This window comes from Defluviimonas sp. SAOS-178_SWC (assembly GCF_039830135.1).
GTDB lineage: Bacteria > Pseudomonadota > Alphaproteobacteria > Rhodobacterales > Rhodobacteraceae > Albidovulum.
In genome coordinates, this window is the sequence record NZ_CP156081.1 from 2,216,818 (window position 1) to 2,236,448 (window position 19,631).

Below are 19,631 nucleotides of genomic sequence, written 5' to 3' on the forward strand. Positions count from 1 at the left end.
ATCACCGCGCGCGGAGCGCATCCTCAAGAACCGCGCGCACGGTCACCGTATCGACATCGGTCGCGACGAAGGCATCGCCGATGCCACGGGCGAGGATGAAGCGCAGCTTGCCGTCGAGCACCTTCTTGTCCTGCGCCATAAGCGCCATCAGCGCCTCCGCCCCCGGAAGATCGCCCGGGATATCGGCCAGATCCACCTTCATTCCCATCGCCTGCAGATGCGCCCGCACCCGGCTCGGCGCTTCCTGGCTGCACAGGCCGAGCCGCTGGGACAGTTCGAACGCCAGCGCACAGCCGATCGCCACGCCCTCGCCGTGGAGCAGTCGGTCGGAATAGCCGGTCGCGGATTCAAGCGCATGGCAGAAGGTGTGGCCAAGGTTCAGAAGCGCGCGGTCGCCCTCCTCGGTCTCGTCGCGTTCGACGATCCGGGCCTTCATCTCGACCGAACGGCGCACGGCAAACTGCCGCGCCTCCCGGTCGCCGGCGGCAAGCGCCGGGCCGTTCACCTCGAGCCAGTCGAAGAAGTCCGCATCGCCCAGAAGCCCGTATTTCACCACCTCGCCGTAGCCCGACAGGAAATCGCGCGCCGGCAACGTGTCGAGGACACCGATATCGGCCAGCACCAGGGCGGGCTGATGGAACGCGCCGATCAGGTTCTTGCCGTGGACCGAGTTGATGCCGGTCTTGCCGCCGACGGAGCTGTCGACCTGCGCCAGAAGCGTCGTCGGGACCTGCACGAAGCGGACCCCGCGCCTGAGGACAGCGGCCGCGAATCCCGCGAGATCACCGATGACGCCGCCGCCAAGGGCGATCACGATGTCGCGCCGCTCTACCTTCTCGGCCAGAAGCCAGTCGACGGCACGCGAGAACTGCCGCCAGCCCTTCGTCGCCTCGCCCGCCGGCAGCGCGAGCGCGGTCATCTCGATATCGCCAAGCCCCGCTCGAAGCGCGTCGAGATGGATCGCCGCGACCGTCTCGTCGGTCACGACGGCCACCCGGCGGCGGCGGAGAAGCGGGGCGATTTCGGCCCCCGCGCGGGCCAGAAGCCCGGCCCCGATCCGCACGTCATAGCTCCGCGCGCCAAGCGCCACCCGGACGCTGTCGGTCTTTTGCGTCATGTCGTCTCCAGAATGTCCGGCCTGAGTGAGAGTGCCTCGATGACCTCTTCGGCCATCTCCTCGACCGAGTAATGGGGTCGCGCCTCGACCGTGATCTCCGCCTTGGCATAGATCCCTTCGCGCGCATTCAGGAGGTTGGCGAGCGTCGCTTTGGGATCAGCGGTCCTGAGCAGCGGCCGTGTCGTCTTGTGCCGGACCCGCTGCCACAGAAGGTCGAGGTCCGCCTTCAGCCAGACGGCGACACCCCGGGCCGCGATCTGCGTCCGATTGCCCTCGGAAAGGAACGCGCCGCCGCCGGTCGAGAGGATGCAGGGACGCCCCCCCAGCAGACGCGCCAGCACCTCGGCCTCCCGCGCGCGAAAGAACGCCTCTCCGTCGCGCTGGAAGATGTCCGCGACGGTCATGTTGGCGGCGCGCTCGATCTCATCGTCGGAATCGACGAAATCGACGCCGAGCATCCGGGCGAGCGCGTTGCCGACCGCCGTCTTGCCGGCGCCCATCATGCCGATCAGAACAACCGTCTTTTTCAACCTGCGCCCCAAACGCTTCTTTCCTGCTTCATCTTCATGCGGCCTCCGCGCGCTTCCGGTGTCGGCACGGCGGCCTCCTGCCCATGCTTCAACTTTCTGCCCTGAATGGCGTGAACTCGCGATAAATGCCATATATAATCTGGGCGTTCGCGCCGCGTTGCACGAACGAAGGCGAACCTGACCCGTCCGAGGCAGGGGCAGGACGACAAGAACGAACAAGAATACGGCAGGACCATATGTTGCGCATTCTCAAGATCCTTTTCATTCTCGCGCTGCTCGGCTTTGCCGGATTGGCGGGATATGCTTATCTTGGCGACATGAACCCCGATAGGGTCGAGATGTCGGAACCGGTTGAACTGAATGTCGACAGGTAGGACGGGCGCCCTTCTGCCCGCACTTCTTTTCGCCGCCACGGGGCTTCATGCCGAATCCCACGGTAAGGAGCCGCTTTCGGCGATAGACTGGCTTTCCAGATCCGTCGCAACGCCGACCGCGATGCCGTTGCCGCCCTCGGTGACGATGGAGCCGCCGGTGGCTTCGGGCATCACCCGCGATCCGATCACGGTCATGCCGCTCGACGCCCCGTCGCTCGACGCGATCGGGCTTCTGCCGGTGTCCACGACCGGATTGCCGCGCGATCTCTGGGGCACCACCGCCTCGTCCGAGCTGGCGCGGCTGATCCGGGCCGAGCGGATCGACGCGCTGCCGGCGATCCAGAGGCTTCTCTACACGCTCCTGCTGGCCGAGCTTGCCCCGCCGGTCGATTCTGACATGCGCGGAGAGCTGTTCCTCGCGCGGATCGACAAGCTCCTCGATCTCGGCGCGCTGGACCCCGCACTCGCCCTTTTGGAGCAGGTGGAGACGCCGCAGGCCGAACCGTTCCGTCGCTGGTTCGACATCGCCCTTCTGACCGGGCAGGAGGATCGCGCCTGCGAGGTGATGAGGCAAACCCCCGATATCGCGCCGACCTTTCCGGCCCGTGTCTTCTGCCTCGCGCGCGGCGGCGACTGGAACGCCGCCGCCCTGTCGCTTAGGACCGGCGAGACGCTGGGCTATATCGACGCCGACATGTCGGCGCTTCTCGAACGCTTCCTCGACCCCGAACTGTTCGAGGGCGAGGACGACCTGCCGATGCCGGCCCGCCCCTCGCCCCTCGTCCTGAGGCTGATGGAAGCGATCGGCCAGCCGTTGCCGACAACGACGCTGCCGGTGGCTTTCGCGCAGGCCGACCTGCGCTCCAATGCCGGCTGGAAGTCGCGGCTCGAGGCCGGCGAGCGCCTGGCGCGCAGCGGCGCGATCGAACCGAACCGGCTCCTCGGTCTTTACACCGAGCGAAAGGCGGCGGCCTCCGGCGGGGTGTGGGAACGGGTTTCGGCCATCCAGGCGCTCGACAAGGCCCTTGCCGGCGGCGGCCCCGATGCCATCGCCCGCGCCTTGCCGGCCGCCTGGCAGAGGATGACGGAGGTGGAGCTGGAAGTGCCGTTCGCCGCACTCTACGGGCGTCGGGTGTCGGCGCTAGACCTGCCCGGCGCGACCGGCGCGCTCGCCTTCCGCATCGGTCTTCTCTCCGACGACTACGAGGCGGTCGCGCGCGGCAGAACGCCGGTCGATCCCGAGGAACGGTTCCTGATCGGACTGGCCACCGGCCAAAGCGCCGGCACCACCCCGACCGATCAGATGGGCGCCGCGATCCACGCGGCTTTCGCGGGGCCATCCGGGCTCCCGCGCGACCTCGCCGCCCTCTTCGCGGAGAAGCGCCTCGGCGAAGCCCTGCTTCTGACCATCGACAGGATCACCGAAGGCACGCGCGGCGAACTCAGGAACATCACCGACGGGCTGCGGCTTCTCCGTCAGGCCGGGGTCGAATCGACGGCGCGGCGGACGGCGCTGGAACTCGTCCTTCTCGAACGGCGAGGCTGAGGCGATGGCGGCGGCGCGGTGGATCTCGGCCTTCCTTGAAGCGCAGGCGGCAGAGCTTGATGCGGCCCGCAACACGCTACTCGCCTATGGCCGCGACCTGAAGGATTTCGCCGGCTGGCTGGAGCGGAGGTCGAAGGATTTTGCCGGCGTGGCGCGGGCCGATGTCGAGACCTACCTCGTCGCCTGCGAGGCCGAGGGCCTGTCGCGCGCCACCCGCGCGCGCAGGCTGTCCGCGATCCGGCAGCTTTACCGGTTCGCCTACGAGGAAGGCTGGCGCGGCGACAATCCCGCGATCCAGATTGCCGGACCCGGCCGCGCGAAGCGTCTGCCGAAGGTCCTGAGCGTCGAGGAGGTCGACCGGTTACTGGCGGCAAGCCGGGAAAGCGGTCGCGGCACCTTCGACCGGCTGCGCAATATCTGCCTGATGGAACTCCTTTACGCGACCGGCATGCGGGTCAGCGAGCTTGTCAGCCTTCCAGTCGCTGCCGCTCGCGGCGATCCGAGGATGCTGATGGTGAAGGGCAAGGGCGGAAAGGAACGGATGGTGCCGCTGTCCTCCCCTGCCCGCGCGGCGCTGGCCGAGTGGCTCGCCGCCCGCGATGCCGCCGAGGACGCGGCGCGGGCGAAGGCGCAGATTCCGCCGGGCCGCCACCTCTTCCCCGCGCGCGGACGCGACGGGCACATGACCCGGCAGGCATTTCACGGCCTCCTGAAGGAACTCGCCATATCCGCCGGAATCGCGCCCGACCGGGTCACGCCGCATGTCCTCCGCCACGCCTTCGCGACCCATCTTCTGGCCGGCGGCGCCGATCTGAGGGTCATCCAGACGCTCCTCGGCCACGCCGATGTCTCGACGACCGAGATCTATACCCATGTCCTCGACGAACGGTTGCGCGCGCTCGTCCTCGACCATCATCCGCTGGCGCGTACCGACCGCTGACGCGAGGCCCCCACGGTCTCTTGAAGGCGGAACGCGGCTCGCCCATAAACGGCTGAGATCGAAAGGACGGACCCGATGACCAGTACCGGCATTCTAGACAGCGCATTCTGGCTGACGGCGGGCGCGATCCTTGCGCTCCTCCTGCTGTCGGCCTTCTTCTCGGGCTCCGAAACCGCCTTGACGGCAGCATCGCGCGGCAAGCTCAGGGCGCAGGCCGACAAGGGCAATCGCGGGGCCGAAACGGCGCTCAAGGTGACCGAAGACGGCGAAAAGTTGATCGGCGCGATCCTTCTGGGCAACAACGTCGCCAACATCCTTTCGGCGGCGCTCGCGACCGCGCTCTTCTCGCGTCTCTTCGGTGCCAACGGGGTGGCGGTGGCGACGCTGGTGATGACCGCGCTCGTCCTCGTCTTCGCCGAGGTGCTGCCGAAGACCTATGCGATCACCGCGCCCGAAACCGCGGCGGCCCGGGTGGCGCGGCCGATCCGCCTCCTGATCCTCGTCCTTACGCCGATCGTCACGCTGGTGCGGATGATCGTGCGCCTGCTCCTGATGGTCTTCGGCGTCCGGACCGATCCCGACAGCCACATCCTCAGCTTCCGCGAGGAGATCGTGGGCGCGCTGGCGCTCGGCCATTCCGAGGGCGCGGTGATGAAGGAGGACCGCGACCGCCTTCTCGGCGCCCTCGACCTCTCGGACCGCACGGTCGAGGAGGTCATGCGGCACCGGAGCCAGATCGAGATGCTCGACGTCGCCGCGCGCCCCGACGAACTGATCTCTCGCGTGCTCGCCTCGCCGCATTCGCGCTTGCCGCTCTATAGGGGCGAGCGGGAGAACATCGTCGGCGTGATCCATGCCAAGGATCTTCTGCGCGCCGTGGAACGCTTTCTGCGCACCGGCGACGGCCAACTCGACTCCGTCAGCGACCTCGACATCCTGAGCGTCGCCAAACCGCCCTACTTCGTACCCGAGACGACGCCCCTCGACGAGCAGATGCGCGAATTCCTCAGGCGGCGCACCCATTTCGCGCTGGTCGTCGACGAATACGGCGATCTTCGCGGATTGATCACGCTCGAGGACATCATCGAAGAGATCGTGGGCGAGATCACCGACGAATTCGACATCGACGCCGAGCATCCGCTGAAGCGGACCGAGGCGGGCGATTGCATCGTCGACGGCGCGATGACGATCCGCGACCTCAACCGCGCGACCGACTGGGCGCTGCCGGATGACGAGGCCAACACGATCGCCGGCCTTGTCATCCACGAAGCGCAGATGATCCCCGCCGAAGGCCAGGTCTTCTCGTTCCACGGCTTCCGGTTCGAGGTCCTCAGCCGCAAGGAAAACCGCATCACGCGGATGAAGATCCGCCCGCTCTGACCCGGTTTAGACGATATTGATATCGTCGTTGAAGAGGTTGAGCGATCCAATGCCGGCGAGCGTGACGACATCGCCGCCGCCGAAGTCGAAGACCGCATTGCCACCGAGGATCGACCCGTAGGTCGAGATCACCTGCGCCACGCTCAGCCCGCCGCCCCAGAGCGCGTCGTCGAGAACCAGCGTGTCGACATTGTCGGCGAAGTCGGTCACGCGGTCTTGGCCATAACCCGCGCGAAAAACGAAGCGATCCGCGCCGATGCCACCCCTCAGGACATCGTTGCCCGCTCCGCCATCAAACAGATCGTTGCCGCCGCCGCCATTGATCGTGTCGTTGCCGGCGCCGCCATAGACCGTGTCCCGGCCGTGGATGTCGTTCTGGGCGTTGTCGTTGAAGACATCGTTGCCGTCTCCGAGCCAGGCCTTGTCGCGGCCATTGCCGCCGGCCACCACGTCGTTGCCGGCCCCGGCATAGATCGTATCGTACTGGTTGCCGCCGTTGATCGTGTCGTTGCCGAAGCCGCCGGCGATCCAGTCCTCGCCGTCCTCGCCGTTGAAGACATCGTTGCCGCCGCCGCCATTGATCGTATCACGGCCCGCCCCGGCATTCACCGTGTCCCAGCCGTGGATGTCGTTCTGCGCATTGTCGTTGAAGATGTCGTCGCCGGTGCCGAGCCAGACCTTGTCCCGCCCGTTGCCGCCGGCCACGACGTCATTGCCATCGCCGCCATAGATCGTGTCGTACTGATCCCCGCCGAAGATCGTGTCGTTGCCGGAATGGCCCGCAATCCAGTCCGCCCCCGCAGCGCCGTCGATCCGGTCCGCGCCGGCATTGCCGCCCAGCACGTTGTCCCCGCGGTTGCCGGTCAGCCGGTTGTCCGCGCCGTTTCCCGTCAGCGACAGGTTGGCGACCCCCAGAAGCTCCGCATCCGCGACGCCCGAGACCAGCGTCAGATCGCCCGAGGTCCGGAACAGCGTGCCGTCGACGAGGTCGAGCTTCACGTTGCCGGCCGAAAGGTCCACCGTCACCACCGAGGCCGGGCCGACCTGCGGCGTCACCGTGACGCTGACCCCCGCGGCCGGCGCCAGCTTCAGCGCGTAGCCCCCCGCCGCCGCCGTCGAGGTCGCAGTCGCCCCGATCGCGAACCCGACCCCCGAAACCCCCTCGCCGATCGAGTAGAAATCATCCCGGTCCGTGTCGTTGTAGGAAACGCCCGTCAGGAAAACGTCAGAGCCGGATTTCGCAAAATTCTGCGTTACCATCGAGGCGTTGTAAGATGTCCCCCCGCTGGTGAAGATTCCCGTTTCCTGTGCGATGCCGATTTCCCGGAACGTGCCGCCGAGAATATTGATCCGATGTCCCGGGCTGAGAAAGAGGGACTTGTGCTGCGACGCGATTGCGCTTGCGGGGTCGAGCGTGCCGGTGGTCCCCAGCCAGGAAATGTTCTCGCCCCAGGTCCAACTTCCGCTGAAGACATAGCCCGCAGCCGCCATCCGGTCGCCGGGTGTACTGTTGCCGGTGCCGGTATGGCTGAATGCATCCGCCGCAAGCATCCACAGCGAATGGCCCGAGGCCGCATCCTCCAGCAGGTCGTTTGGCGCGAGAACCTGCTTGGCGCTCGGATCGATCGTCCCTGCCGCCAATCCGGCATTGAGACCAATGCCGTAACGCGCCGCTTCCCCGGCCGGATCGAGCCTTGCCCGATTGACGAGTTCAAGCATGTACTGCTCGGCGGCGCTCCGCGTCATCGTGATGGCTCCTCAAATCCGGGCTATGCGCCGGCGAGAGTTAAGCGCCGCCGGGCAGGTGTCTTGCCTGGCACCCTATTCAAGCAGGAAAATGGCTATTCAGAGGCAGCCCGAGCGCCCCGTTGCACTCCGCCGGTCTGCGGCCGTCACGGCGGCGGAAACGCGCCGAAAACGAGCAGTTACCGAGACTTGAAAAGCGAGCCAAGAATCCCCCGGACGATCGCCTGGCCGGTCTTGGTGCCAAGCTGACGCGCAAGGCTCTTGCCGAAGGACGTGGCGATGCTGTCGGAACGCGACGAACGCCGCGACGAGGAGCGTTTGGCCTCGCGCCCGTCATAGCGGCGCGCCGCCTTCAGTTCCCGTTCCTCTTCCTTCAACCGCTCTTCTTCGGCTTCGGCCTTCGCGGCGGCCGCGGCGGCCTCCTCCGCACGGGCCTGAAGACGTTCGAAGGCGGACTCGCGGTCGACGACGGTATCGTATTTGTACCCCAGCCCGGTCGCCGCGATGGCGGCGCGGCGTTCATCAGGCGTGATCGGGCCAAGTTGGCTCGCCGGGGGCCGCACCAGCGTCCGCTCGACCATGCCGGGCACACCCTTGGCTTCGAGGAAGGAGGTGACCGCCTCGCCGGTTCCGACCTCCTTGATCGCCGTCTCGGTGTCGAAGGCCGGGTTCGCGCGGTAGTTCTCGGCGGCGCGGGAAAGGTCTTTCTGGTCCTTCGCGGTGAAGGCGCGGAGCGCGTGCTGCACCCGGTTGCCGAGTTGGCCGAGGATGTCGTCGGGCACATCGGCGGGGTTCTGGGTAATGAAATAGACGCCCACGCCCTTCGACCGGATCAACCGCGCCACCTGCTCGACCTTGTCGACCAACGCTTTCGGCGCATCGTCGAAAAGCAGATGCGCCTCGTCGAAGAAGAAGACGAACTTGGGCTTGTCGGGGTCGCCGACCTCCGGCAGTTCCTCGAAAAGCTCCGAGAGGAGCCAGAGAAGGAAGGTCGCGTAGAGCCGGGGCGAGGACATCAACTTGTCGGCGGCGAGGATGTTCACCTGGCCCCGCCCGTCCGGCGCGAGCCGCATCAGGTCGGCAAGCTCCAGCGCCGGCTCGCCGAAAAGCCGGGTGCCGCCCTGGTTTTCAAGGACGAGAAGCTGGCGCTGGATCGCGCCCACGGTCGCGGGCGCCACGTTGCCGTAGCGCAAACCGATCTCCGCCGCGTTCTGGCCGATCCACACCAGCATCGCCTGCAGGTCCTTCAGGTCGAGAAGCGGCAGCCCTTCCTCGTCCGCAAGCCGGAAGGCGATGTTGAGGACCCCCTCCTGCGGTTCGCTGAGGTTCATCAGCCGTGACAGCAGCAGCGGCCCCATCTCGGTCACGGTTGTCCGGATCGGATGGCCCTGTTCGCCGAAGAGGTCCCAGAACGCGACCGGAAACGCCTGATAGGCCAGATCGTAGCCGATCGTCGCACAGCGCTTCATGAACGCCTCGTGAAGCTTCGCTCCGGTCGATCCGGCGACGGCCAGGCCGGCCAGATCGCCCTTCACGTCCGAAAGGAAGACCGGCACGCCGGCGGCGGAGAACCCCTCGGCCAGGATCTGGAGCGTCACGGTCTTGCCCGTCCCCGTCGCCCCGGCGATCAGCCCGTGCCGGTTGCCGTATTTCAGCAATAGCTCCTGCGGCAGCGCGTACCCCTCGCCGCCACCCCCGACAAAAATCCCGCCGTCCGTCAGCACAACAACCCCCGTCACATCACTCGTTGCGCCGACAGAATACATTCTTAACCCCGCCATGCCAGAGTCGAATGCATCCAGCCGCGGGTCCACTTCGGCCGGGTGAGACTTCCTCCCTGTCAGGCCGGCCGCGCCATCAAGCGCGGTTTTTTTGTGCAAAATCAATTTCGTGGAAGGTGCGATTTTTCCGGTTGACGCAATGGGCGGAACTGAATAGCGTTCGCTGCAATGACTAAGTCGGCCTGTCCGACAGGGAGCAAGATCAAGGAAAAGGGCCCCGTGCGGGGCCCTTTTTTCTTGTGTGTCCGGAACCCGCTTGGCGGAAAGCCGCTGCCTGGCGAAATCTCCGCTTTCGTCGCTGACACTCTCCCGGCGGCATGTTAAAGCCATGCCCGAAATCCCCATGGATGAACGGAAAGAACCCATGCCTGCACCGACCAGATCGCTGATCCTGATCCTGGCCCTCGCCGCGGCCACGCCGGCCCTGGCGCAGGAGACGACAGCACCCGCAGCCCCGGACACCGCGGCGACGGCACCGGCCGACGTGACCGCCGCAACGAACGGTGTCGGTGAGCCCTATGTCGCCGAAACCTTCGACGCCTGGCAGCTGCGCTGCGTGCGGACCGAGGACGGATCGGACCCCTGCCAGCTCTACCAGCTTCTGAAGGACAAGGAGACCGACAAGCCGATCTCCGAGATCAGCATCGTGGCGCTTCCGGACGGCGGCGAGGCGGTGGCGGGCGCGACGGTCATCACGCCGCTCGAAACGCTTTTGACCCAGCAGCTCAACATCACGGTCGATGGCGGCGCCACCAAACGCTATCCCTTCACCTTCTGCGCCGATGTCGGCTGCGTCGCCCGCGTCGGCTTCACCACGGAGGACATCGACAGCTTCCGCAAGGGCAAGATCGCCAGGATCTCGGTCGTGCCGGTGGCGGACCCGACGCGGACCGTGGATGTGGACATCTCGCTCAAGGGGTTCACGGCCGGGTTCGAAGCCGTGACCAAGGCCACCGCCCCGAAGCAGTGAGCGCTTAACCTCAGTTGCGTGCAGAGACGTAGCGGGCCGCCCTTCGGGGCGGCCCGAATTGATTGCGCCGACAGCGTCACGCCCGGCGAAGCGCAATGACCGCGTTGAGCCCGCCGAAGGCGAAGGCGTTCGAAAGCACGGCCCCCACCCTCGCCTCCCGCGCGATATTCGGCACGACATCGAGCGCGCATTCCGGATCCGGCTCCTCGTAGCCGATCGTCGGGGCGATCACGCCGTCGCGCAGCGCCATGATGCAGGCGAGAAGCTCCACCGCCCCGGTGCCGCCGATCAGGTGGCCATGCATCGACTTCGTCGACGAGATCATCAACCGGTCGGCATGATGGCCGAAGGCATGCGCCACGGCGGCGCATTCGGTCTTGTCATTGGCGGCGGTGCCGGTGCCATGGGCGTTGACATAGCCGACATCGGACGGGTCGAGCCCGGCATCGCGCAAGGCGCCCGAGATCGCCCGCTCCGCCCCGGCCTGGTTCGGCATGACGATGTCGGCCGCGTCCGACGTCATCGAGAACCCCGCAACCTCGGCGAGGATATCGGCGCCGCGCGCCCGCGCGTGCTCCCATTCCTCGAAGACGAAGACGCCGGCGCCCTCGCCCTGCACCATGCCGTTGCGATTGGCGCTGAACGGCCGGCAGGCGTCCTTCGACATGACGCGCAGCCCTTCCCAAGCCTTGATCCCGCCGAAACAGAGCATCGCCTCGGACCCGCCGGCAATCATCGCCCGTGCGCCCCCCGCGCGCACCATCTGGAACGCCAGTCCCATTGCGTGGTTCGACGAGGCGCACGCGGTGGCGACGGTGAAGGAGGGGCCGCGCAGGTTCCATTCCATGCTGACATGGCTCGCCGCCGCATTGTTCATGAGCTTCGGAACGACGAAGGGATGCACCCGGTTCTTCCCCTCCTCGTAGACGGAGCGGTAATTCTCGTCCCAGGTGTTCACGCCGCCCCCGGCCGTGCCCAGCACGACCCCGCATTCGAGGCCGAGCTTGCCGCGAAAATCGAGGCCGGACTGTTCCACCGCCTGCCTTGCGGCGAGCGTGGTGAACTGGGTGAAGCGGTCGTAAAGCGCGATGTCCTGGCGGTTGAAATGCGCTTCCGGCTCCCAGTTGCGGACTTGGCCGCCGATGCGGATCGACAACCGCTCGACATCGCGGAAGTTCAAAGGGCCGATCCCGCACCGTCCCTCGCGCAGGGCCGTCATCGTTGTGGCCACGTCATGGCCGAGCGCGTTGATGGTTCCCGCGCCGGTAATGGCGACCCGCTTCATGCCGATCTGGCCACCAATCCCTCGACCGCCGCGATGATCGCCGCGACCGAGGAGATATCGAAATCGCTCTTGCCCGGCTCGTTCGCGTTGAAGGGAACCGATACGTCGAATTCCTCTTCGATGGCGAAGATCGATTCCACGAGGCCGAGGCTGTCGATCCCCAATTCCTCGAGGCGCATCTCCGGCGACACTTCCGAGATGTCCAGCACCGCCTGTTCGGCGATGATGGCGATCACCCTGTCCTTAACGCTCATCGTCATCGCGGGCCTCCTTGCGGACGTCCTCGCCGGTTTTTGTAACAATCGCGCGAAGCTCCGCCACCTGCTCGAAAAGCCGGCCGAGCCGGCGGATGTTCTTCCAGGCCTGGATGTGGCTTTCCATCCTGATCGCCGGATAGCCGAGCAGCACCCGGCCGGCCGGCGCGTTCGACAGGATCTTGGTGCCGCCCCCGGCGATCACGTCGTCGCCGATGAAGATGTTGTCCGAGACGCCACATTGCCCGCCAAGGATCACCCGATTGCCGATCTTCACCGATCCGGCGATGCCGGTCTGGCCGCACAGAAGGCAATCCTCGCCGACGACCACGTTGTGGCCAAGATGGACGAGGTTGTCGAGCTTGGTGCCGTTGCCGACCGCCGTCGCCCGGATCGTGCCGGCATCTATGGTCGCGTTCGACCCGATCTCGACATCGTCGCCGATCTCGACACCGCCGAGGGACTGGATGCGCAGCCACTTCTGCGCCCGGATCTCTGACCGGTCCCCCAGCGTCTCGCGGATCTCCTCCACGCCCGACTTTTCCGGGGTCACGAAGGAAAACCCGTCCGAACCGACGACCGCCCCCGGCTGGCAGATGAACCGGTCGCCGATGCGGACATTGCGGCCGATCCGGACCCCGGAAAAGATGAGGGCGTCATCGCCGATACGCACCTCCGCGCCGATGCTGACATGATCGGCGATCCGCGCACCGGCCCCGATCCGCGTCCCTGCTCCGATGACGGTGAAGGGACCGATGGCCGCGCCGATGCCGATGGTCACGCCTTCGCCGAGGATCGCGGTCGGATGGATGCCCTCGGCGATCCCCGGCCCGGGATCGAAGGTCTTGGTGACCGCCGCCATCGCCAGGCGCGGCCGGGGCGCGAAGATCGCCGCCTTCAGCCCCAGCGACCGCCAGTCTGCGCCAGGCCAGAGAACCGCCGCCCGCGCCGCGCCTTCGGCAAGGCCGTCCGCATATTTCGCGTCCATCGCAAGGGCGAGGTCATCCGGGCCCGCCTGCGTCGGTTCGGCCACACCGGCAACGCGCAAGGATAGATCGCCCTCGGCCACGGCTCCGAGCGCCCCGGCGATTGCCTCGATCGTGTGGGACTTCCGCATCGTTCCCCATCCATTCCGGGGGACTGCGCCGTCCCCGAAACGGATTTAGCCCCGAACCTCGTCCAAAACCACCCCGGCGGCCTGCATCGCATCGAAAATCCGCCCGTCGCGGCCATAGACGTCGCGTCGGTATTCGATCTCACCGCGCGCCGACGGCCAGGCGGTGAAATAGACCAGATGCACCGGCACCGGTTCATCCAGCATGATCGTGTTTTCGTTCCGGGTCCGCAGATGCGCCTCGAACAGCCCTTTCGGATCGTCGGTCTGCCGCGCGAGGAGCGCATAGGCGAAATCGAACGGATCGCCGAGCCGGATGCAGCCATGGCTAAAGGCCCGTACTTCCTTTTGGAACAACGACTTCGACGGCGTGTCGTGCAGGTAGATGTTCCACTGGTTCGGGAACATGAATTTCACGAGGCCGAGCGCGTTGCTGTCCGACGGCGGCTGCGACATCGAGAACGGAAAGTTCCGCGCGGTGAACTGGGTGAAATCGGTCTCGGCCCGGTTCACCACCCGGCCCCGCCTGTCGACGATCTTCAGATGCCCCGCCGCGTTGGGGTTCTTCTGCAGCATCGGCAGGTATTCCTTGACCGTGATGGAGCGCGGGACGTTCCAGGTCGGGTTGATGACCATGAACTCCATCTGGTCTGAGAATTCCGGGCTGCGGCGGTCGTGCTGGTCCATACCGACGACCGTGACCGTCTCGAACGTCACCTTGCCGTCGTCGACGATCTTGGCGGTGAAATCCGGCAGGTTGACCCAGATATGCCGCTTGCCGAGCGTCGTGCCGTTCATCCAGCGCATCCGCTCCATCGCGACGAGGACGGAGCGAAGCCGCGCCTCGGCGCCAACATTGACCTCGGCGATGGTGCCCGCGCCGGCGATGCCGTCGGGGGTCAGGCCGTGACCGATCTGGAACCTTTGCACCGCCTGTTGCAGCGCCCCGTCATACTCCAGCGCGACGGACCGTTGCAGATGGCCCATGCGGACCAGCCGGTCGCGCAGCGCGATCACCGCCTCGCCGCTGTCGCCGGGGCGCAGATCCTTGGCGGATACGGTCGCGCCCCAGCCGCCGGCCGCGATCGCCGCCTGAAGGTCGAGCCGGGCGCGGCGAAGCTGTTCGTATTGCGGCACTTGCGGCGGCAGGCCGCGCAGGAAAGCCGCCGGATCGGAGGCCGCGAAGGCGCGCAGCGTCGCCAGCGGATCGCGCACGGGTACGTCGCGCACGAGGCCGGGGTCAACCCTTGCCGGGATGACGAAACCGGTATGAACATCATGGGCATAGGCCAGAAACGCCTTGGTCACAGCCACTTCGAGCTTGCCGCGCTGCCGTTCCGAGCCGACCGATGCGAAAGCGGCCTTCAGTTCATCTGCATGATATTTGCCCACCGGCAACCCGTGATCCCCGGCCCGGTCGAGCGCCCGGAAGAGAGCGGCGCGGCGGCCGGCATCGGCCCCGGTGGTCCAGAGCGGGGCATAGTCGCGTTCCCGGTAGAATTCCGCCACCGCGCGATCCTCGGCCGACCGTTCGGCCACCGCCTGCCGGAAGGCCATATCGGCCGGGGTCAAGGCATTGGCGAGTCCGGGCGCACCCGCACCCAGGGACAGAGCGAAAACGGCTGCGAGACTTACCAATCTGGTGCGCCGGCTCAACGACGTCATGAAAACCTCTAAATATGGTGTCCTGTTCGGGCCCGTTACCTGAGGACAGTGTCCGGCATTCCACGCGGCAAGTCCATTCACGAAACGGCCAGTTCGCGCCGACGAAGGCCGCCCCTGTCGCTTTTCAGCCACGCGCGAGCGAATTCATCGGCCGAAAAGCCACATGCGCACCGATTCAGCGAATTCTTGCCGATCGGTCTTGAATTTCCGAACTGCGCACAATTGTCCGGTTGGCGCGGGAATCGTCTTGTGCCATAAGTTGGCAGCACTTGGGGAAATCGAAGATCAATCCGCCGGAAAGGCGGCAAAAAGCGACGGGACAGGCGTTATAGCCATGACAGATCACTCAACCTCGGGTTTTACTCGACGTGGACTCCTTGCGGCCTTCGCGGCAACTGCCGTGGTCGCGGCTCCGACAAGCTCCAAAGCGTTCAGCCTTCTGCGCGGCGCCGGCGATATCCGCCGCATCCGCATGTATTCGGGCCGGACCGGCGAAAGCATCGACACGATCTACTGGATCGAGGGGAAATACGTCCCCGAGGCGCTGAACGAGATCACCTATTTCATGCGCGACTGGCGGTCGGACGAGACCAAGGAGATCGATCCGCGCACCATCGACATCGCCGCGGCGGCTCATCGGCTGCTGGATGTGAACGAGCCCTTCATGCTCCTCTCCGGCTACCGCACCCCAAAGACCAACGCCCTCCTGCGCTCCTCGTCGCGCGGCGTCGCGCGGAATTCGCTGCACATGAAGGCGCAAGCCGCCGATCTCCGCCTGCGCTCGCGATCGGTCAGCCAGATGTACCGCGCCGCAGCGGCCTGCGAGGCGGGCGGCGTCGGGAAATATTCCCGCTCGAACTTCGTGCACATGGATTGCGGTCCGATCCGGACCTGGGGCAGCTGACACCGGCCACGCCCGCCCGTTTGGAAAAAGGCGCCGGGAGACCGGCGCCTTTTCCTTTGCGATGCCGTTACCCGATGTCGTTACCCGGTCGCCGTCTTCAACGCGGCGTGAATCAGGTCGTTGCTCATCTTGACGAGCTTGCCGGTCTCCGCCGTGTACTGGTCGAACGCCGTCTGGAGGAACCGCTGCTGGATCCGGACCAGATCGGCCGGGTTCCGGCACTCCATGATCTCGTGCTGGATCTTCACGTCCTCGGCAATGCGGTCGGCGACGAACTGGATGACCTCGTTGCCGAGATCGCCTGCCCCTTCGAGCATCGCAACGTAGACCTTCCCCATTGCCCCCGGCCCGGCCGCCTGCAACGCGGCGAGCGTCGCCATCGCCTCGTCAGACGCGTCCAATTCGGGGAACGACTCCTTGCCTTCCGATGCCATCCCGATCTCCATCCTGGATTGTTCCGGGCGGCACTATGAACCCTGTGTCTGATGACGCCTTGATCTCGCTCAAGACACCGCACCCGGCGGCGCAGGGGATCAGACCGTCGCCGGCATCTTCCGGCCGCGCCCGAAGGCCAGCAGCCCCACGGCACCGGCCAGCGCCGCCAGACCACCGGGCAGCGGCACCGGCGCCATGGCATTCGTGCTGATCCGCAGATTGTCGATCGCCCAGCTTTCGTCCATTCCGGCCTGCCATTTCACGCCGTTGGCGAAGAACGAGAAATCGGCGGTCGAGCCCTTATGCGCGAAGGTCGTCGACACCCTGTAGGCTTCGTCGTCGTATTTCGGGTTGAAGCCAAAAAAGCCGTAGACGCCGTCGGTCAGCTCGCCGGCCAGCCCGCCGAAGTTGGTCGTGAGAAGAACCTGCACGCCGTCGACGAGAACGTTGAAGAAGTCGTCGCCGTAGATGCGGCCGATCGCGCCGTCCCAGGAATCGATGAAGGCGATGTCGAACTCCATCGTCATCAGCGTATGGGCCTTGAGCCCGCTCAGGCTGAGCGTCGTCGAGAGGCTCTTGGTGTCGTTGCGCCAGAACGAGCCGGAAATCCCGTTCACGCCGTCATAGCCTTCGGAGCTGACGCTCCCGCCAGCGCCGCCAACCGCGCCCGGAGCCTCGAAGTCGTCGAAATAGACCGAAGCCGCGCCAGCAGCCGACGCCCAGAGGCCAAGAGCCGCCGCAATAGCTAGAACACGCCGCATTTCACTTTCCCGGATGACGCTTCATTCCTTGCCTTTTGATTAATGAATCGTGGCGGATTTCAGACCATTCCGCGGAAGTCTCGGGGCTGCGGGAAGCGGCCCCCGCGGCCCTGCTCCCTGAAGTGTCCTCGCATTGCGGTTGGCCTGTTCTCCGGTTGATGAGACAGACAATGCAGGGAAGCCGTTTCAGCGAAGCGCGGATCATTGGCATGCTGACTGAGCATCGGGCGGGCATGAGCGTGCCCGATCTGCGCCGCAGGCACGGGATCAGAGACGCGACGTTTCACACCTGGCGCCAGAAGGCTGGCGGCATGGCGCGACGACGACACCCCTCACCGCACGCGCACGACGCCCGGTGCAGTCGGCGATAGATGTCGCCGTCACGGGGCGCGGCGGCAACACCTGACACAGCCCGCTAAGCTGGCTTTTGCTGGCCGTAAGTCACGTATTTCGCAAGTACGGTGTCGATGTTATCCTGTTGCAGAACGGGCACCTCTCGGGCGTCAAGACACATCAGGTAAAGCGCGGCCAGTTCCTCGACCGTCTGGGCCAACGCCAATGCCTTGTCCAGTGTGGCATGGGCGGCGATGACGCCATGATGGGCCAGAAGACAGGCACGTCGGTCCCGCAAGGCCTCCAACGCCAGATCGGACAGGTCCTGCGTACCGAAAGTGGCGTAGCCGGCACAGCGGATGTCCGCCCCGCCGGCCGCGGCGATGGTGTAGTGCAGGGGCGGAATGTCTCGGTTCAGGATCGCCACGGCCGTCGCGTGTCTGGAATGGGTATGAACAACTGCATTCAGATCTTTCCGGGATGCGAGGATATCGCGGTGAAACCGCCATTCGCTGGTCGGCAAGACATCGCCGTGAAACGTGCCATCCCATTTCATCGCAACGATCTGTTCGGGAACCAGGTCCTCGTAAGGCACGCCCGTCGGAGTCACCAGCAGACCATCCGCCACGCGCACACTGATGTTTCCGGCGGTGCCAAGCACCAAACCTTGTCGCTTCATGGTCAGGCATCCGGCGATGATGGCGTTACGAACCTCATGATCCGGGATCTAAGTCATGCGGAACCTGTGGATCTGGCCGGAGAGGCGGCCCGCCTCGCGCGCGCTGTCAAGAAACGAACTCCGCCAGGACCAGCGCGACGCGCTCGAAGGCTTCTTCCCGGGTGCGCCTGATGAAGTCCCGCGAAATCTCGACCAAACTGTCGCCGATCCCGGCCGCCGGATTCACGATGGGGCACAGATGGGCGTAATCCATCTCCAACTCGCGTGCCAGCGAGGCCTCTGGCATGCCGGTCATGCCGACCAGATCGCAACCATCGTTCTTCAGGCACCGGATCTCGGCCGCGGTTTCCAGCCTCGGTCCGTTGAAACACGCATAGCATCCGCCATCGAACACGGGTTGACCAGCCGCTTGCGCCGCCGCGATCAGCGCCGCGCGGGTCGTTGCGGTATACGGCATTGTGAATTCGGCATGAAACACCGGTAGATCGCCGGTACCGTCGGTGAATGTGGACTCGCGGCCATAGGTATAGTCGATGATCTGGTCCGGCACGGCCAGAACGCCCGCCGAGAAATTCTCCGTGATGCCGCCGCTGGTGGCGATGCCGATCACACGCGTCACGCCGATTTCCCGCAACGCCCAGATATTGGCGCGATAGTTGATCTTGTGCGGCGCCAGCATGTGCGGATCGCCGTGACGCGGCAGAAAGGCGACCTCGTTGCCGCCGACCTTGCCGATCTTGATTGCCGCCGAAGGATCGCCATAGGGCGTCTTCACGACCTCTTTGCGCACATCCGTGAGGTTGGGCAGGCTGGTCAGGTTCGTCCCGCCGATGATTGCATCCATTTTTTACTCCTGTCTGTAAGTCGGTTGGTGCGCTGCCAATGCGTCGGGGGCATGGACGCCGTCGCGAGTGACGATGTTCGTGATCAGGTCCGGCGGGGTGATGTCGAAGGCGGGATACCACCCCCGCGCCGGGGGCGACGCGGTGCGGTGGCCCAAACAATGCATCACCTCGTCGCCGTCGCGCTGTTCCATCCTGACATCCGCCGGCGTGGCCGCCGTCACGTCCGGCCTCAGCACTGTGGCGTAGTAGGGCAGGCCGAAATGCCGCGCGGCAATCGCGCCGGTCAGCGTTCCGACCTTGTTGATGACGTGCCCCGACATGGTCACGCGGTCCGCGGCAGTCATGAAGATGGACACCTTTTCCTGCCGCATCGCATCGGCCACCATGCCATCTGTGATGACAGTCGCCGGGATTCCCATTTCGGCGGCGCTATGCGCGGTCAGCCGCGCGCCTTGCAGGTATGGCCGGGTTTCGGTGCACCAGAGGGAGACGTCCTTGCCAGCGATCCTGAGCGCCGCCAATGTCTCCATCAGCGCGCCTTCGGACCAGCAATGGGTCAGCACGGAGGCACCATCGGGAATCAGTCCGGCGGCGTTTTCACCGACCCGTCGCAACGCATCGCGCCGCGCCAGCCAATCGGCCCGCACACGCGCCTCCACCCGGTCGGCAAAGCCGTCGCGTGTGACGTCGATGCCGTCCGCAGCACTGCGGACGGCATCGCCCACGTTGTTGTTGGTCGGGCGTGTCGCGATGAGCCGCGCGGCGGCATCCGCCATGAACGCCTCCCGCCTTTCCATCGAGACCGACCGTTCGGCATGGCGCGCGGCCAGAACCATGCCCGCCCCCGCCGCATAGAACGGGCCGTTGCTTTGCGCCACCATCTGCTCGATCGCGCGCGACCTCCTTGTAGGTTTTGCAAGTAACGAAAGCCACATCGGACGGAAAGACCCGCCGGTCGAGGATGTGCACGCC

Annotated in this window: 19 protein-coding genes and 1 pseudogene; 7 read left to right on the forward strand and 13 right to left on the reverse strand. The window is 65.9% G+C overall.

Features of this window, described 5'->3' with window-relative positions; all coding sequences use genetic code 11:
* Position 1: 1 nt before the first annotated feature.
* Positions 2-1,117: a 3-dehydroquinate synthase gene (gene aroB / locus V5734_RS11735; RefSeq protein ID WP_347309848.1), complete on the reverse strand. Its 1,116-nt coding sequence runs from the start codon at positions 1,115-1,117 to the stop codon at positions 2-4.
* On the reverse strand, positions 1,114-1,659 hold the full coding sequence (locus V5734_RS11740; RefSeq protein WP_347309849.1) for a shikimate kinase: 546 nt from the start codon (positions 1,657-1,659) through the stop codon (positions 1,114-1,116). Before V5734_RS11740 ends, aroB begins: the two co-directional genes overlap by 4 nt.
* A 227-nt stretch (positions 1,660-1,886) precedes the next feature.
* Between V5734_RS11740 and V5734_RS11745 the strand changes: the two genes are divergently transcribed.
* The 4 genes from V5734_RS11745 (at position 1,887) to V5734_RS11760 (ending at position 5,887) form a co-directional block, all read left to right on the forward strand.
* Positions 1,887-2,021, forward strand: coding sequence for a hypothetical protein (locus V5734_RS11745; protein ID WP_347313705.1), 135 nt, complete (start codon positions 1,887-1,889; stop codon positions 2,019-2,021).
* Entirely contained in the window at positions 2,008-3,567 is a 1,560-nt protein-coding gene (locus V5734_RS11750) for a hypothetical protein (RefSeq protein WP_347309850.1), read from the forward strand. Before V5734_RS11745 ends, V5734_RS11750 begins: the two co-directional genes overlap by 14 nt.
* Positions 3,568-3,571: 4 nt before the next feature.
* Complete coding sequence (locus V5734_RS11755; protein ID WP_347309851.1) at positions 3,572-4,507, forward strand: site-specific tyrosine recombinase XerD; 936 nt, start codon at positions 3,572-3,574, stop codon at positions 4,505-4,507.
* A gap of 75 nt (positions 4,508-4,582) precedes the next feature.
* Entirely contained in the window at positions 4,583-5,887 is a 1,305-nt protein-coding gene (locus tag V5734_RS11760; protein WP_347309852.1) for an HlyC/CorC family transporter, read from the forward strand.
* A gap of 6 nt (positions 5,888-5,893) precedes the next feature.
* Here V5734_RS11760 and V5734_RS11765 read toward each other — a convergent pair whose 3' ends face one another.
* Positions 5,894-7,633: a CAP domain-containing protein gene (locus V5734_RS11765; RefSeq protein WP_347309853.1), complete on the reverse strand. Its 1,740-nt coding sequence runs from the start codon at positions 7,631-7,633 to the stop codon at positions 5,894-5,896.
* A gap of 179 nt (positions 7,634-7,812) precedes the next feature.
* Entirely contained in the window at positions 7,813-9,399 is a 1,587-nt protein-coding gene (locus V5734_RS11770) for a helicase HerA-like domain-containing protein (RefSeq protein ID WP_347309854.1), read from the reverse strand.
* Between the two features lie 379 nt (positions 9,400-9,778).
* On the opposite strand from V5734_RS11770, the gene V5734_RS11775 reads away from it, so the two are divergent.
* Positions 9,779-10,384, forward strand: coding sequence for an invasion associated locus B family protein (locus V5734_RS11775; RefSeq protein WP_347309855.1), 606 nt, complete (start codon positions 9,779-9,781; stop codon positions 10,382-10,384).
* Positions 10,385-10,460: 76 nt separating this feature from the next.
* Here the strand turns inward: V5734_RS11775 and V5734_RS11780 are convergent, their stop codons facing one another.
* From V5734_RS11780 to V5734_RS11795, 4 genes are read right to left on the reverse strand one after another with little or no spacing between them, the layout of a single operon-like run.
* Entirely contained in the window at positions 10,461-11,669 is a 1,209-nt protein-coding gene (locus V5734_RS11780) for a beta-ketoacyl-[acyl-carrier-protein] synthase family protein (protein WP_347309856.1), read from the reverse strand.
* A complete protein-coding gene (locus V5734_RS11785) occupies positions 11,666-11,923 on the reverse strand; it encodes an acyl carrier protein (RefSeq protein WP_347313624.1) in 258 nt (85 codons plus the stop codon). The genes V5734_RS11780 and V5734_RS11785 overlap by 4 nt, the downstream gene beginning before the upstream one ends.
* Positions 11,913-13,040 (reverse strand): UDP-3-O-(3-hydroxymyristoyl)glucosamine N-acyltransferase, encoded by a 1,128-nt coding sequence (locus V5734_RS11790; protein ID WP_347309857.1) that lies wholly within the window; start codon positions 13,038-13,040, stop codon positions 11,913-11,915. Before V5734_RS11790 ends, V5734_RS11785 begins: the two co-directional genes overlap by 11 nt.
* Before the next feature lie 45 nt (positions 13,041-13,085).
* Positions 13,086-14,702: a L,D-transpeptidase family protein gene (locus V5734_RS11795; protein ID WP_347309858.1), complete on the reverse strand. Its 1,617-nt coding sequence runs from the start codon at positions 14,700-14,702 to the stop codon at positions 13,086-13,088.
* Positions 14,703-15,036: 334 nt separating this feature from the next.
* Here V5734_RS11795 and V5734_RS11800 point away from each other — a divergent pair, with 334 nt between their 5' ends.
* On the forward strand, positions 15,037-15,606 hold the full coding sequence (locus V5734_RS11800; RefSeq protein WP_347309859.1) for a YcbK family protein: 570 nt from the start codon (positions 15,037-15,039) through the stop codon (positions 15,604-15,606).
* An 80-nt stretch (positions 15,607-15,686) separates the two neighbouring features.
* Here the strand turns inward: V5734_RS11800 and V5734_RS11805 are convergent, their stop codons facing one another.
* Positions 15,687-16,040: a phasin family protein gene (locus V5734_RS11805; RefSeq protein ID WP_347309860.1), complete on the reverse strand. Its 354-nt coding sequence runs from the start codon at positions 16,038-16,040 to the stop codon at positions 15,687-15,689.
* A 99-nt stretch (positions 16,041-16,139) separates the two neighbouring features.
* A complete protein-coding gene (locus V5734_RS11810) occupies positions 16,140-16,802 on the reverse strand; it encodes a hypothetical protein (protein WP_347309861.1) in 663 nt (220 codons plus the stop codon).
* Positions 16,803-16,972: 170 nt separating this feature from the next.
* On the opposite strand from V5734_RS11810, the pseudogene V5734_RS11815 reads away from it, so the two are divergent.
* Positions 16,973-17,116 (forward strand): annotated as a pseudogene (locus tag V5734_RS11815) (transposase); the annotation flags it as partial.
* A gap of 101 nt (positions 17,117-17,217) precedes the next feature.
* Here V5734_RS11815 and V5734_RS11820 read toward each other — a convergent pair.
* From V5734_RS11820 to V5734_RS11830, 3 genes are all read right to left on the reverse strand, one after another.
* Complete coding sequence (locus tag V5734_RS11820) at positions 17,218-17,814, reverse strand: class II aldolase/adducin family protein (protein ID WP_347309862.1); 597 nt, start codon at positions 17,812-17,814, stop codon at positions 17,218-17,220.
* Positions 17,815-17,920: 106 nt separating this feature from the next.
* Complete coding sequence (locus tag V5734_RS11825; protein ID WP_347309863.1) at positions 17,921-18,658, reverse strand: S-methyl-5'-thioinosine phosphorylase; 738 nt, start codon at positions 18,656-18,658, stop codon at positions 17,921-17,923.
* Positions 18,659-18,661: 3 nt separating this feature from the next.
* Entirely contained in the window at positions 18,662-19,540 is an 879-nt protein-coding gene (locus V5734_RS11830) for a hypothetical protein (RefSeq protein ID WP_347309864.1), read from the reverse strand.
* Positions 19,541-19,631: the final 91 nt, after the last annotated feature.